The 14,804-nt window shown below is 42.7% G+C and carries 15 protein-coding genes; 7 read left to right on the forward strand and 8 right to left on the reverse strand.

The annotated features are described in order from the left end of the window. Nucleotides 1-29 precede the first annotated feature (29 nt). From H8796_RS13000 to H8796_RS13010, 3 genes are all read right to left on the reverse strand, one after another. Complete coding sequence (locus tag H8796_RS13000; RefSeq protein WP_004301976.1) at nt 30-299, reverse strand: zinc ribbon domain-containing protein; 270 nt, start codon at nt 297-299, stop codon at nt 30-32. 118 nt (nt 300-417) lie between these two features. Next, nucleotides 418-1,149: an SDR family NAD(P)-dependent oxidoreductase gene (locus H8796_RS13005; RefSeq protein ID WP_004301977.1), complete on the reverse strand. Its 732-nt coding sequence runs from the start codon at nt 1,147-1,149 to the stop codon at nt 418-420. A 19-nt stretch (nt 1,150-1,168) separates the two neighbouring features. Continuing rightward, nucleotides 1,169-1,468, reverse strand: coding sequence for a nitrous oxide-stimulated promoter family protein (locus H8796_RS13010; protein WP_007765573.1), 300 nt, complete (start codon nt 1,466-1,468; stop codon nt 1,169-1,171). A gap of 250 nt (nt 1,469-1,718) precedes the next feature. Between H8796_RS13010 and H8796_RS13015 the strand changes: the two genes are divergently transcribed. From H8796_RS13015 to H8796_RS13025, 3 genes are all read left to right on the forward strand, one after another. Next, entirely contained in the window at nt 1,719-3,224 is a 1,506-nt protein-coding gene (locus H8796_RS13015; protein WP_117932456.1) for a TrkH family potassium uptake protein, read from the forward strand. A 78-nt stretch (nt 3,225-3,302) separates the two neighbouring features. Next, nucleotides 3,303-3,509: a hypothetical protein gene (locus H8796_RS13020; RefSeq protein ID WP_007750505.1), complete on the forward strand. Its 207-nt coding sequence runs from the start codon at nt 3,303-3,305 to the stop codon at nt 3,507-3,509. A gap of 124 nt (nt 3,510-3,633) precedes the next feature. Further along, complete coding sequence (locus tag H8796_RS13025) at nt 3,634-4,995, forward strand: MATE family efflux transporter (protein ID WP_007765579.1); 1,362 nt, start codon at nt 3,634-3,636, stop codon at nt 4,993-4,995. Here H8796_RS13025 and H8796_RS13030 read toward each other — a convergent pair. Continuing rightward, nucleotides 4,992-6,677, reverse strand: a complete 1,686-nt coding sequence (locus H8796_RS13030; RefSeq protein WP_117931860.1) for an RluA family pseudouridine synthase — start codon at nt 6,675-6,677, stop codon at nt 4,992-4,994. The two genes, H8796_RS13025 and H8796_RS13030, sit on opposite strands and share 4 nt — an antisense overlap. Nucleotides 6,678-6,752: 75 nt before the next feature. Here H8796_RS13030 and H8796_RS13035 point away from each other — a divergent pair, with 75 nt between their 5' ends. Both H8796_RS13035 and H8796_RS13040 read left to right on the forward strand, forming a co-directional pair. After that, a complete protein-coding gene (locus H8796_RS13035; protein ID WP_187343803.1) occupies nt 6,753-7,280 on the forward strand; it encodes a GDSL-type esterase/lipase family protein in 528 nt (175 codons plus the stop codon). 120 nt (nt 7,281-7,400) lie between these two features. Beyond that, the gene (locus tag H8796_RS13040) at nt 7,401-7,865 is read left to right on the forward strand and encodes a MaoC family dehydratase (RefSeq protein WP_004301986.1); all 465 of its coding nucleotides are present in this window, start codon (nt 7,401-7,403) and stop codon (nt 7,863-7,865) included. Between the two features lie 115 nt (nt 7,866-7,980). On the opposite strand, the gene H8796_RS13045 is transcribed toward H8796_RS13040, so the two are convergent. Beyond that, entirely contained in the window at nt 7,981-8,961 is a 981-nt protein-coding gene (locus H8796_RS13045) for a linear amide C-N hydrolase (RefSeq protein WP_117931862.1), read from the reverse strand. A gap of 158 nt (nt 8,962-9,119) precedes the next feature. Between H8796_RS13045 and H8796_RS13050 the strand changes: the two genes are divergently transcribed. Beyond that, nucleotides 9,120-9,797, forward strand: a complete 678-nt coding sequence (locus tag H8796_RS13050; protein ID WP_117931863.1) for a MarC family protein — start codon at nt 9,120-9,122, stop codon at nt 9,795-9,797. A 31-nt stretch (nt 9,798-9,828) separates the two neighbouring features. On the opposite strand, the gene H8796_RS13055 is transcribed toward H8796_RS13050, so the two are convergent. From H8796_RS13055 to bla, 3 genes are all read right to left on the reverse strand, one after another. Beyond that, nucleotides 9,829-10,353, reverse strand: coding sequence for a hypothetical protein (locus H8796_RS13055; protein WP_117931864.1), 525 nt, complete (start codon nt 10,351-10,353; stop codon nt 9,829-9,831). 21 nt (nt 10,354-10,374) lie between these two features. Continuing rightward, a complete protein-coding gene (locus H8796_RS13060) occupies nt 10,375-11,787 on the reverse strand; it encodes a GNAT family N-acetyltransferase (RefSeq protein ID WP_117931865.1) in 1,413 nt (470 codons plus the stop codon). Nucleotides 11,788-11,858: 71 nt separating this feature from the next. Further along, complete coding sequence (gene bla, locus H8796_RS13065; RefSeq protein ID WP_117931866.1) at nt 11,859-12,740, reverse strand: class A beta-lactamase, subclass A2; 882 nt, start codon at nt 12,738-12,740, stop codon at nt 11,859-11,861. Between the two features lie 264 nt (nt 12,741-13,004). On the opposite strand from bla, the gene H8796_RS13070 reads away from it, so the two are divergent. Further along, nucleotides 13,005-14,750, forward strand: a complete 1,746-nt coding sequence (locus H8796_RS13070; RefSeq protein WP_117932458.1) for an SWIM zinc finger domain-containing protein — start codon at nt 13,005-13,007, stop codon at nt 14,748-14,750. Nucleotides 14,751-14,804: the final 54 nt, after the last annotated feature.

The raw sequence follows: 14,804 nt of genomic DNA on the forward strand, positions 1-14,804 counted from the left end.
AGTTTCCGACGCATCTCTGTATTACTGATTTACTGTTTCCACCTCTTCAACTGTGGAAAGTACTCCTTCATCGTTTTCCGTGCTTCCTCCACTGTGTATTTCACTTCCGAGTCTTTATTGAACTCATCCAGATAATTCAGATTAAGCTCGATCATCTCGTCCATGGTACACTCTTTCGTGAAATGTCCGTCCGCATAGCAATAGTGGCAATAATCTTCGTTCTTGCTACCGTCCGCTTCTTTTCCAAAAGTTGAGTCGTCTATCGGCATACCGCAACTTTGACAAAATTTTTGTTCCATCTTTTTTTGTTAGATTATAAGTTTATGTTACAAGACAAATGTAAGTAGAAATATTGGAAAAGAAGTAATCCGGTCTTGCTATTTATTCATTTATTTCTTTCCTGGTTTACTTTTGGTGTTAATTGGTTTTCACGGGCAGCCGTTTCCACATCCAACGGGGAATCATTTTCCAGAAAAAGACCAGTATCCGGTAGCGCCAGTCGATCACTACTATCCGTTGTTTCCGCTCCAGTGACCAGGCGATGTGACGTCCCACTTTCGCTGCATCCATCAATAGCGGATAATGTTTCCCGTCGTTGAGCAAGTCGGTGGCAACAAATCCGGGACGGATATCAGTAAAACGGATATTCAGTTTTTGTAAATATGAAAGTTGTTCGAGAGCATCTATGTAAGTGTTCTGGAAGCGTTTGGTGGCAGAGTAGGCAGGAGCCACTCCAAGTCCTTTCGTTCCCGCGATGGAGCTGATGACTGCCAGGTGGCCTCCTCCGCTTTTCCTGAAATAGATGAAAGCGGTATCCACCATGCGGATAAATCCCTCTACATTGGTGTATGCTGTGTTCAGTTCCACCTCCATGTTCAGATTCGTATTCTGGAAACCGATGCCCGAGCTAAGAAGAAACAAATCCATGCCGCCCACCTTGTCGATGAGCATATTCAATTTCTCGCCTGCATCTTCCTGGGTTACGTCCAACGCTTGAATTTGAATCTGATCCGGTGCTGCCCGTTGCAGGTTTTCGAGAGCAGATTGCCGTCTGCCGGCTACTCCGATTTGCCATCCATCCAGTAACAGACATTTTGCAACTTCTTGCCCGATGCCGGAGGTAGCGCCAATGATAATGGCTTTTTTCATTACTGATTTTTTTAGTAAGTTATAGGTTCAATAAATGTCGTATGGCCTGCCAGGGTGCATAAAGCAACATCCTCGGTCCGGAGAAACGCATCACCTGTCGCATTCGTTCGCGCATGACGGGCTTGTAACAATGTACGGTGCATTCCTTGCATGCACTCTTCTTCTCTCCAAACGGACAATGGTCGAGACGGGCGTGGGCATAGCGGAGCAACTCTTCACAGTCGGCACAAAGAACTGTATTTTTTTCTTTTTTCCGGCAATAGAGGCGGATCATCAACTCTACCGTTTTCTTTTCGTGCGCAATGCGTGATGCTTTCATCTCTTTCTTTTTTACACTTTGGAGTGACAAAGATAGCGAAGATTATGCAGAAATGCAGGCGTATTCTGTTAAAATACACCTTCTTCTTTTTTCTATTTTGAAAAGCACCCTTTCATTTTGGTAGGGTATTTAGAGATTACTTTTTCAAAATGAAAAAAATATTGCATTGATTATAAGCGAATTATCAGAGTCCCTTTCATTTTGGCATACTCTTGGCTATGTGGGGAACATACAAAATAATTCATGGGTTATGGAAGAGTACATTTCAGATAACAGTCTGTATATTCGGAGTAAGAATAATAGCATGATTAACCGGAAGATGATAGGGCGCGTGCTGGGTATGTTGCTATTTATCGAATTGGGGATGTTCTTACTTTGTGCCGGAGTGTCGGCTGGTTACGGGGAAAGTGATTATAAATACTTTCTTTACACCTGTATCATCAATGCTGTGGTAGGCGGATTGTTACTGCTCTACGGACGGGGAGCGGAGAATAAGATGAGCCGGAGAGACGGATATTGTGTGGTCACTCTTTCATGGGTGTTTTTTACCTTTTTCGGCATGCTACCTTTTTATTTTAGCGGAAGTATTGATACGATAACCAATGCCTTTTTCGAAACCATGTCCGGGTTTACCACTACAGGAGCTACCATTCTCGATGATATTGAATCCCTTTCCCACGGTATGCTTTTCTGGCGAAGCCTGACGCAGTGGATCGGTGGTTTGGGGATTGTGTTTTTCACGATTGCCATTCTTCCTATCTTTACCACGGGAGGAGTGCAACTCTTTTCTGCTGAATCTACGGGAGTGACGCACGACCGTACCCATCCGAAAATCAATGTCATGGCCAAGTGGTTGTGGACAATTTATCTGGTATTGACTATTTCGGAAACTGTCTTATTGATGTTTGGAGGCATGAGCTTGTTTGATGCCATTTGCCAGTCGTTTGCCACTACTGCTACGGGCGGATATTCTACGAAGCAGAACAGTATATCTTACTGGAATTCTCCGTATATAGAATATGTGGTGGCTATCTTTATGATTGTTTCCAGTATCAACTTCTCTTTGTTTCTGATGTGTTTGAAAGGAAAAGTCGGTCGTTTATTCAAAGATGAAGAGCTGCACTGGTTCCTGGCGTCGGTGGGTATCTTGACTTTCCTTATCACATTGGCGCTCGTCTTTCAAAATCATTATGACTGGGAACTGGCTTTCCGGAAAGCATTATTCCAGGTGTCTACGGTGCATACTTCCTGCGGTTTTGCTACGGATGATTATAATATGTGGCCTCCTTTCACGTGGTTACTGTTGTTTATTGCGATGCTTTCGGGAGGGTGTACGGGTTCTACCAGTGGAGGTATCAAGAATATGCGGTTGCTGATTGTGGCACGTGCCATTCGGAATGAGTTCAAACATCTGCTCCACCCGAATGCCGTGCTTCCCGTACGTATCAATAAGCAGACGGTGTCTTCTTCTATCGTAACTACCGTATTGATTTTCTTTGCTTTTTATCTGGTTCTGATCCTGATTGGGTGGACGGCTCTTTTGTTTTTGGGAGTTGGCTTTTCCGAGTCCGTCAGTACGGTTATTTCGAGTATAGGCAATGTCGGTCCGGGATTAGGTACTTGCGGGCCTGCATATTCGTGGAATTCTTTACCTGATCTGGCAAAGTGGATACTTTCTTTTCTGATGCTGGTGGGACGTCTGGAATTGTTTAGTGTACTCCTGTTGTTTTATCCGGGATTCTGGAAGAATAGATAAATTGTAAATCATGAATGGGCTTCTGAAACATCGTTGGAAGAGTTTGTGGTTGACGGAAACAATCTGTATCTTTGCGGCATGAAAAAGTTATTGTGTCCGCAATGCAAGATTGCAGCTATGTATGTGAAGAATGAACAGGGTGACAGGCTGCTGGTTTATGTGCTCGAAGATGGTGAAGTCGTTCCCAAATATCCGGAAGATTCAATGGAGGGGTTCGATTTGACAGAAGTCTTCTGCCTGGGATGCTCGTGGCATGGTTCACCTAAACGGTTGGTGAAACGATAGACCGGGGGCATTCATGCTTTCATTCTGATTTTTTTGATTTATGTCAACTAAAAGAGGAACGCAAATCGAGAACTAATTCATTGAATTTTCCGTATCTTTGCGCCCGATTTTAGAACATAGACGTATGGCAACTTCTAAAGAAATGACGGCAGGGCCGGCATTACCTCTCATTTTAAAGTTTACATTGCCGCTTTTACTCGGCAATCTCTTACAACAAACGTATTCGCTTGTTGATGCTGCAATTGTAGGAAAGTTTTTGGGAATTAACGCGTTAGCTTCTGTTGGAGCCAGCACATCGGTTGTTTTCCTGATTCTCGGATTCTGCAATGGATGTTGCGGAGGTTTCGGGATACCCGTTGCGCAGAAGTTTGGTGCACGTGATTACAGTACGATGCGCAGTTACGTTTCCGTCAGTTTGAAACTGGCAGCGGGGATGTCTGTGGTCATTGCTCTTGTTACCAGTATCTTTTGTGCGGACATACTCCGGATCATGCGCACGCCGGAGAATATTTTCGAAGGGGCGTATGCTTATTTGCTTGTTACGTTTATTGGTGTTCCTTTCACTTTCTTCTATAATCTTCTTTCAAGCATCATCCGTGCGTTGGGAGACAGCAAGACGCCTTTCTGGTTTTTGCTGTTCGCTGCTGTTCTGAATATCATTCTCGACTTGTTCTGTATTCTGGTACTCGGCTGGGGAGTGGCGGGAGCTGCCATTGCTACTGTCTTTTCGCAGGGGCTGTCGGCTGTTCTCTGCTATATTTATATGTACCGGAAGTTTGAAATATTGCAGGGTACTCCGAAGGAACGCCGGTTCCAGTCGAAACTGGCAAAGACATTGCTTTACATCGGTGTGCCTATGGGATTACAATTCTCTATCACGGCTATCGGCAGTATTATGCTTCAGAGTGCGAATAATGCATTGGGAACGGCGTGTGTGGCTGCTTTTACATCTGCCATGCGAATCAAGATGTTCTTTATCTGTACGTTCGAGAGTCTGGGAATTGCGATGGCTACGTATAGCGGACAGAATTATGGGGCAGGGAAACCGGAGCGTGTCTGGTTGGGAATCAAAGCGAGTGCTTTGATGATGATTGTTTATGCGGCATTTACGTTCGTTCTTCTGATGGTGGGAGCCAAATATTTTGCATTGATCTTTGTAGATCCGTCGGAAACGGAAATTCTGTTGGATACCGAGTTATTCCTGCATATCTCTTGTATGTTCTTCCCGATGCTTGGATTGTTATGCATCCTGCGCTACACGATTCAGGGAGTGGGATATACCAATCTTGCCATGTTTTCGGGAGTGGCGGAGATGATTGCGCGTATCCTTGTCAGCATTTACGCTGTGCCTGCATTCGGCTTTATTGCTGTCTGCTACGGTGATCCGATGGCTTGGATAGCGGCAGATTTGTTCCTCGTACCGGCATTTATCTACGTTTATCGCAGGTTGAAGAAGCAGGTGTTTACAAGTACGGTTACTGTTTAGAAGTCGGCCTCTTTCTGTATGCGTAGAATCTTTCCGCTGATGGGATGACGGAACTCTATATATTCGGCGTGGAGGTATAGTCTGTCCGCTTTCTTTCCATAAAGTTCATCCCCAAGAATGGGGCAACCCAATCCCTCCGGATGGGCGGCGTGTACCCGTAATTGGTGTGTCCGTCCGGTCAACGGATAGAAAGCAATCCGGGTGTGTTTTTCTGATTCACAGATGATTCGGTATTCTGTAATCGCTTCTTTCCCGTGTTCTCTACTGACGATTTGCCGGGGACGATCAAGGGGATTCAAACAGAGAGGGAGTTCGATTCTTCCTGTTCTTCCGGGCGGCAGTGCTGTCTTCTCTACTGTTGCTGTTACCCCATCCAACACGGCTACATAGCGTTTCTTGATACTTCTGCTTGCAAATTGTGCCTGCAAATGTTGATGTACCTCTTTCGTTTTAGCTACGAGCAATAATCCGGAAGTCGCCATATCAAGGCGATGTACAATCATAGGTCCGGTAGCATCGGGATACTTCTTTTTCAGGCGATGATAGACTGAATCTCTGTCCTCCTCCTTTCCCGGAACGGACAACATTCCTGCCGGCTTATTGACTACCACTAACCATTCATCTTCATATACGATTTCCAGTTCTTCATCCTCATGGATGGAGTTCAGCAACGGATTCTCGTCTACTTCCAATCCTTGCAACATGTGCTGCAAAATAGGTTCACATTTTCCCTTGCAGGAAGGATAATAATATCCATGATGCCGGATTTCGTTTTTGGGAGAGTCTCCCCACCAGAATTCAGCCATAGCCAATGGCTTTAATTGATGAAGATATGCATATTGCAACAACTTAGGCAAAGCGCATTCACCCGCACCGGCAGGAGGAACTTTCTGAACTGTCTGCTCGAAGATTGTGTATAGATCTTTCACTTCTCCTCTGGCGTTCAGCATCCGGAACTGCTCGAACAACTTTCTTTGCAAGGCTGCCGAACGTTCTTTCCGTTCGGTTTTCAGTTGTTCTATTTCAGTCTCGAAGTGTCTCGTTTCCGTTTCGAGTTCTTCCAATCGTTTCTTCCATTCTTTTTCCAGTCGTTTGTATTCCGCTTTCTGGTATTGGCTTTCCCGGATCAGGGAGGCTTGTTCCTCTTCGGAAAGGGTAGAGGATGATTGGCGGCGAATCTCTCTCGCCTCCTTTGCTGCTTTGAGTTCTGCTTTAGCCTGATTTAAAATAGCTTTAGCCTGTTCTGTTTCCATCTTCCACTTTTCTTTTAAATCGAGATAAGAACGATTGTTTTCTAATTCACGAATACGGATATTGATGGAAGATATTTGTTCTTCTTCAATTTTGAAGAATCCTTCCGGTTGCAATAAGTCGTAGACAGGAGGGACAAAATAAGGATGCAGATTCTTTCCTGCCAGATTGCCGGAGAAAGCAGCGAGATAGCCAATTTCATTGACTGCTTCTTTTTTTGTAGTCTCTTGTTTATTTTCTTTTTGTACGATCAGTACCCCGAACATTTTTCCGAAAGCTAACTCTTCTTGCCATTCCTTCCGGCTCGCGATATGTTTTTTCACTTCTTCCGCTGCCAACACGCACAATGGATGAGGCGTATAGTGGAAAGGATAAGTGAATTTATCCGGTAATGCAAGGTGAGAAATGGGTTGCTTGAAAAAATGTATCATCGGTTTATATATATGAATGAATGTGATTACCTTTGCAAAAGTAAAGTAAATCCGTGAATTATTGAATGAAGTAACATGAATAGAATGGGAGAGAAACCTAAATTTGCCTTTCTTGGCAACAGTCACATGGCATTTTGGGCATTGGATGTCTACTTTCCTTCATGGGAATGTCTGAACTATGGTGTTCCCGGTGAAGGGCTGGCTTATGTGGAGTCTTTTAACGTAGACACTTCCGATTGCCAAGTCGTCATTCAATTCGGAACCAATGATATTTATCAGTTGAATGATGAAAATATGGACGATTATGTGGAACGTTATGTAAAAGCGGTTCTTGCCATCCCTTCACTGAAAACATATCTTTTCTGTATTTTTCCACGTAATGATTACGATGATTACAGTACGGCTGTGAATCAATTCATTCGCGTCCTTAACCGGAAGATATACGAGAAATTGCAGGGGACGGGCGTTGTCTATCTCGATGTATTCGACCGTTTGTTGCTGGATGGCAGGCTGAATCCGGAGTTGACTCTCGACGATTTACATTTGAATGGCAGGGGTTACAGTATTTTGTCAGAAGCACTGAAACGGGCTTCCGGTTTGTAAAACATACCTAAATACTTCATTCCTTGCTTTTATTTATAAATTTGGTGGCATATCAGTTTATTTTTCCTATTTTTGCCCCCAATTTAATAGTAAATAACTCCCATAAAAACGATAAGACTTATGGAAAAAGTAATTATCAATTCGTATGAAGAATTCGAAAAACTAGTAGGCCAACAGATAGGTGTTTCCGATTATGTGGAACTCTCGCAGGAACGTATTAATCTTTTTGCTGATGCAACGCTGGATCATCAATGGATTCATGTAGATACGGAGCGTGCGAAAGTAGATAGCCCTTATCATAGCACGATTGCTCATGGCTACCTGACATTGTCTATGCTTCCTTATCTGTGGAATCAGATTATCCAGGTAAATAACCTGAAGATGATGATTAACTACGGTATGGATAAGATGAAATTCGGTCAGGCTGTATTGTCAGGACAGAGTGTGCGTCTGGTGACTACTTTGCACTCATTGACCAATCTGCGTGGTGTGGCAAAAGCAGAAATTAAGTTTGCTATCGAAATAAAAGACCAACCAAAGAAGGCGCTGGAAGGAATTGCTGTATTCCTTTATTATTTCAATTAATGGCAAGCTGTTAAAGAAACAGATTTTATCCCCGGAAATGATCGAAATACGTCTCAAAAGTTAGATACAAAAACTTTTTGGGGGTGCTTCAGATGGATCGTTTCTGGGGATAATTTTATCCTTTTACTCCCATAAATCTGAACGGCTGTGCCGGTTGAAATTCTTTCGTTGCATTTCCATGATAAGTTTCGCCGTTGGCGATAGATAATTTGAGTACCGGAGCTCCTTCCGATAAGTCTGTTTCCCGCAGGTTTACCCAGAATGTATTAGGTGTCAGACTTGATTCGAAGAAGTAGAGCAGATTCTTACTATCCGATACCGTTCTCCATTGTGTGGTGGAAATTTCTGGAAATTCGGGAGTGGATATGCCATAAGGAACAGAAGTATTACGGATAACGCTGAATACACTTGCCACGGCTATTCTCACATCATCTGTTGGGGGCAGGGCATTGATATAAAAACTGGCTCTTGCAAAACGGTCGGACGGTCGGTTGGTTCCGGGCAGGAAGCTCAATCCTCCTATTGATTTCCAGTATTCGTTTAGTGCCAGTTGCTTGTTGTAGGTAGGGGAGTTGGTCATCACTTTGTACTCCTTGCTGTGGTAGACAGTCAGCTTTCCACCCGTATATTCGAATATCGCACAATCGCCCGTTGCATCGGAAATAGATAAATGCAAGGTTGCCAGGCGGGAACCATCCGGCATCAGGTCTGATACCACTTGGAAAGTGTTTTCATCAATGGAAGCGACAGCCTCGTCTATGGTGGCGAAGTTATCCAGCATATATTGCACCCATGCAGTAATGGCAAGTCCCGGTTTACTTTGATCTCTGACCGGATACTCCGTTTCGGGCAACCATAACAGATTGGCAACCAACCCTTTTTCATTCATCCCGTCTGTACTGGCAATCTCGAAAGCTGAAGTCACCACGCTGCCATACTTGGACGTCCATTTCAGGGAGTTGGCTCCCGTTTCTCCATTTCTTTCCATACCTTTGGGAAATACCCAAAGATTGCTGTGCATTTCTGTTTTCCAGTCCATAGACCGGCCGGTTGCCACCATTCCATTTTTTCCCGAATAAACGACTCTTGTACACATAATTTTAATTTCTAGTTAAAGGTTTATTATAAGCTGCTTTCACGAGGTATTCAACCGATGCGGATTCCTCTCGCAAAAGCATATTCTCAAAACAATAACGTTCCATTTATGTTTTAGATACATATCAGATATTAATAAAGTATCAAAAAACAGGTATTATGTCATTAAGCAATCTTCTCATCATATTTTCGTCATCGTTTATGGCGCTGTTTCCGGTGATAAATCCTTTGGGGAATGGTTTTGTCGTCAATGGATTCTTTACAGATCTCGATCCTCAACAACGGAAAGCGGCCATTCAGAAGCTGACGCTCAATTTTATAATGATCGGTGTAGGGACATTGGTGATAGGGCATTTATTTCTGTTGATTTTCGGTCTGGCTATTCCTGTTATTCAGTTGGGAGGTGGCATACTGATTTGTAAGACGGCAATGGAACTGTTGGGGGATTCGGGTTCGTCTGATAAAGAAGAAGAGGCCAGCAAGAATGTAGACGGTTTCAGATGGAAAAACATCGAGCAGAAGATATTTTATCCCATCACGTTTCCTATCAGTATCGGGCCGGGCAGTATATCGGTTATCTTTACTTTGATGGCGTCTGCCAGTGTTAAAGGCAAATTGTTGCAAACTGGGATTAATTATTTGGTCATTGCGCTTGTTATTATTTGTATGGCGGCCATCTTTTATGTATTCCTTTCGCAAGGGCAGAGGTTTATTCAGAGGTTGGGACCGGTGGGAAATCAAATTATTAATAAGCTCGTTGCTTTTTTCACTTTCTGCATCGGCATTCAGATTTCGGTGACAGGTATATCCCAGATATTCCATCTGAACATACTCTAATTGAACGGTGGGATAAAAGCGATAGAAATAATCAGTTTTTCTTTGCTTTCATGGCTTTCAGGGTGTTTTTTCGTACGGAACGGATAGCGGGAACCAGTAAGTCGGGCTCCATGATTTCCAGTATTGTGCGTAGTTCCTGTTGCAGTTCCGGGATGGAGCGTGTCAGTTGATAAGCCAGTTTCATGCAGAGCGATTGCACGCCCGGTGGTTCCTCGCGGGATATCATGCGTTCCATGCAGAAATCAAGGAAATCCACTCGTGGCGGATCGGCGGCAGGTTGCTGGCATATCAGGTTCAGGATCATTCTCCGTTTTCCTGAGTGTGGGCAGGTCATGGCAGCGTCAATCAATTCTTCTTGTTTCCAGCTCAACCATTCTACATCTGCCTTTGAGAAATGAGTACATACCCACAATGCCTGATAGGAGACGATAGCGTCTTCGTCGAATATCAGTTGGTAGATTTCTTCTCTAAGCCGTTCATCATCCTGTATAAAGTGGAGTACCTCTCTGATATCTTCAATGTGTACTCGTTCGGATAATCTTGCACGTAGGTTCATGTAGCTTTCGTTTTTGGGGAATTAATCTCTATTGGCGGAATCAGCTTCCGGCAGTTGCAAATGAAGAATGGGGAAAGGTTTGCCCATGCTGTCCGTTTCATCTCTGCCGATGACTTGGAATCCCAAATGGAGATAGAACTGGAGTGCTTTTTCATTCTGCTCGTTTACGTCCACCTTATCCATCTGTTTTTTGTCTCTTGCATATTCTATTAATCGTTTGCCATATCCTTTTCCCTGCTCGTCGGGGTGTACGAATAACATTTCGATCAGTTCGTCGCTCAATCCCATGAAGGCGGCAATCTTTCCGTTGGCATTCCGGATGACAAAAAGTTCAACAGCGGGTAGATAATGCTTCCGCACCAGTGGTTTATAGAACTGGATATGTTCTTCCGTCAGGAAATCATGCGTGTGGCGAACGGACATTTCCCATACATGGAGGATTTCATCATAGTCTTCCGGAGTAGGTTGGGAGATGCCGGGCAGGTAGTAGCATTGGTGGTCGTAGATGTTTCCGTTGTAAGTTAGTTCTGCCTGATGAAGTGTACCTTCATAGATGAAACCGTTCTTTTTCAGTACTTTCTGCGAACGTTTATTGTGTGGATAACAGGTAGCTGTGATGAGGCTAAGCCGCAATTCTTCAAAGCCATAGTTGAGGACACCCTGCACTGCTTCGGTCATGTATCCTTTGCCCCAATGAGATTCGTCGAGCCAGTAACCCAACATTCTCACTTGCGGATTTTCGCGTTTAGGGTCGGGGATAATTCCTACGGAACCGATTAGCTGTTTTGTATCTTTTAGTATCACTGCCCATATTCCCTCTTGGTTGATAAATGTGGAATGAAGTATCCGGCGGGATTCATCCAACGTACGATGGGGCGGCCATCCGGCATTGTTTCCCAGATTCGGGTTCTGGCAACAAGCGAAGAACGTTTCTGCATCTCTTTCTTCGAAAGGGCGGAGAAACAAACGTTCTGTATGGAGCGTCACGGGGGGAATACTATCTATTTCAGTTTCCTGTCTTGCTTTGTTTTTCGACTCGTTTGTTGTTTTCCGATATACGCACTCAATCCGGTTTCCGTCAGGATCGAGGACTACACTTTCAAAATATCCGTCTCCCGAAGTACGCGGTTCGCCGGCGATGGTATATCCTTCCGAACGCATTTGTTCGGTGAAGCGTAATACTTCTTCCTGGCTGGGGAAGGTGAAAGCAAAGTGTGTCAGTCCAACCCTGTTTTCTTCAATGGGAGTGTTCTGTACATCTGTACGGCTCATCAGTTCCAAGTCTGTTCCCTCTCCAAAAGAGATAAAATAGGACTCGAATCCTTTCTTGGGATTGATGTATTTTTCGTTGCTTTTTCCTCCGAAGAAGCGGACATAGAACTCTTTTAATTCTTCCAGACGAAAGGTCCAGATAGCGATATGATGTAGTTTCATGTAAATGAATTTTCTAATTTCTATTACTTTGTTTCAATCTTCATTCGTACCGAACGTACTTTGTCTCTATCTTAATGCTGCATTACATATTCATAAACGATACGGGAAATATCAGCGATAATCTTACTGTTCGCCTGATTATTTTCTTCGGAATCCTTCACGAAGACAGCTATACTATAAGTACGTCCACCGGGCAAAAGAACGAAACCGATGTCATTACAACCGATTTGTTGCCCTTTCGCATTAAGATCTCCCGTTCCGGTTTTATGACCTACGGTTACTTTTTTGTCGAGCAGCGGAGCAACCAGACGGTCTTGCCCGGTTTGACATTCTACCATTGTTTGAAATATGAAGTCTTTGTACACTTTGGGAAACAATGGCTTCTTACGGAATATTTCCACTAATTCGGCTGCGGCCAACGGAGTAGTCCAGTTTTCATAACATAGGTTCAAGTCTTCGTGCATGGCAGTTTCCGTACCGACAATGGCACATTCCCGAATTCCCAGTGAATGGATATACTTGTTTACAGCATCGGGACCTCCCTGATAATCAAAAAGAATATCGCAGGCATTGTTGTCACTCTGTTGAAGTGTATATTTTAGCAGGTCGGCAATACTCATTTCAATTCCACCCTGCGGATATTTATCCCGTAGCGGACTGTAAGTATCCGGCTTTAAATCCGATTTTTTTATGGCTAACCGGGTTTCCAGCGATTGCCTCTGTTTTCCCATATAATCGGCCAATGCTAATGCCTGATGAAACTTGAATACGCTCATCAGTGGATAGTGAATATCATTATTGACAGTTATCGTATCTTTCCCATCAATGATGACGGCTATTCCTATTTCGGCCTTCTTTCCTTTGATGGCTTCTTTCAACTGTGTCTCCAGTTGAGTTTGTTGGGCAAACAGGAGGGTGGGGACTAAACAAAGAAATACTATGAATGAACGCATAATCAATTTCCTCTTTTAACGGGTTACTAATTCTCTATTGAAATCATATTCTTTATTGAAGTCACAAAGGTATAAATAGTAATTGCCTTTGCAAATTCTCATTCAAAAATAGTGATGTCGGATAAGAAATTCCTACTTTTGTGAATAAATTGATAAGTGAATAGATGTTATGTTAAAATGTCAGTCGGCATTGTTTCAGCATGTAACATAAATACAGGAAAAGGTACGAATAAGAAGGTTATATCAAAGAGTAAAATATTCATTATGATTGCATTAGATAATTTTGAGAGCTTTGTGCCATATAGAATATTAGCGCGCGGAGAAGAGTATTATGAAATAGGGGCTGTTTCTGAATTGGAAGAAGATTCGCCCGGTGAATGGACTGCGACAGTAGAGGGTACGGAGAATTATAGCGTAGAGATATCTATGGACGGAAAGGAAATAGAGTCTTGGTACTGTGATTGTCCGTATGATGGGGAGATTTGTAAACATGTCGTAGCAACCTTACTGGCAATTCGTGATAATGAGAAAAAGGTGAATCGCAGTGCCTTTTCCAAGATGAAAGTAGAAGTAGAGGAAGCCGTTGTTATAGATGAAACTGTGGACATGCAACAATTGCTGTCATTCGTTAACCCACAAGAACTTTCACAATTTATATATGAATATGCCTCTATGCATCCGGAGTTTAAAACAGCCCTTTTGAATCGTTTTATGGTTAAAGAGTTGTCTGCAACATCAAAAGAAAAGGATTACAGAGCAGAGATTCAGAAAGTGTTTAATGACTCTTATTATAACAAAAAGTCTCGTTATCATAATCGTTATGATGATTTTGACTGTGATTGGGAAACAGTTTTCAATCGGATGGACACTTTTTTGGAGAAAGCAGACTTCTTTTTGAATGTGGGAAACATAGATACTGCTATTGATATAGCTCTTCAAACTCTTCGTTCAATCGGTGAGAATTATGAGGATGAACTTTTGTATAATGATGATCTCTATCCTTCTGATTATTGTGAGCAGGCAGGAGATTTGCTGATAAAAATAATCGAGCACCCTAAGACCACCCAAAAGCAAAAGACAGCGATTCTTCAGGAATTAGGTCAGCTGGCTAAACTATCTACTTATCGTGATTATGACCTTTATGATATAGACGAATTGTTGATGCAAATAAATCTTTCCATTCAACCGGCAGAAAAAGCGTTGGAATTGATTGACAAACTCTTGGAAGAAAGAAAAGATACTTACGACTTATATCAAATCGTTCTTCGGAAAGTCAATTTGTTAACCGAACTGCATGAGGAGCAAAAAGCGGCTGATACGATTCGTCAATACCTTTATTTAACTGAAATTCGAGAAATGGAAGTGGATAAATTGATTGCCCGTTGTCAATATGATGAAGCTATCCGTTTGTTGAATGAAGGAATAGAGATTGCGGAAAAAGAAGAACATATCGGAACCGTAGAGGAATGGTTGAAAACTAAATTGAGGATTTACGAGATGACTCATCAAACTGCTGAAGTCATTAATACATGTCGTTTATTGTTTGTGTCGGGTAGAGATCAGTTAGAATATTATAGTAAACTTAAAACTCTTGTTCCGAAAGAAGAGTGGAAGAGCTTTCTGGATACGATGATGAAAGAAACTCAATTTAGTGAATATTTTTCTTTTGGTGGAAATGATGAGGCTGAAATTTATGTGAAAGAAAGAGATTATGAGCGTTTGTTCAAACTGTTGTCATCAATCAGGTATCATCAACTGGAAGCACTGATGAAATATTCTTATCATCTGAAAGACACTCATTCGGAGCAATTGATTGCTATATATACCTCTTTGTTGAATGATTACGCGGAACAGAATGTGGGACGGACTCATTATGAATTGATAGCACAGGCGTTGTTGTGTGCAAAGAAACTTAATGGGGGACAGGAAGCTGTGAAAAGGTTAGTTGCAGAGTTCCGGATAAAATATAAACGTCGTCCGGCAATGATGGAAGTATTAAGGAGATTCTAAAAATACTTTATTATAAGTTTTTCTGTATCTCTGTTGTTTGGAGATAGCAAAGTT

Source organism: Bacteroides sp. M10, assembly GCF_014334015.1.
In the GTDB taxonomy this organism is placed as follows: Bacteria; Bacteroidota; Bacteroidia; order Bacteroidales; family Bacteroidaceae; genus Bacteroides; species Bacteroides intestinigallinarum.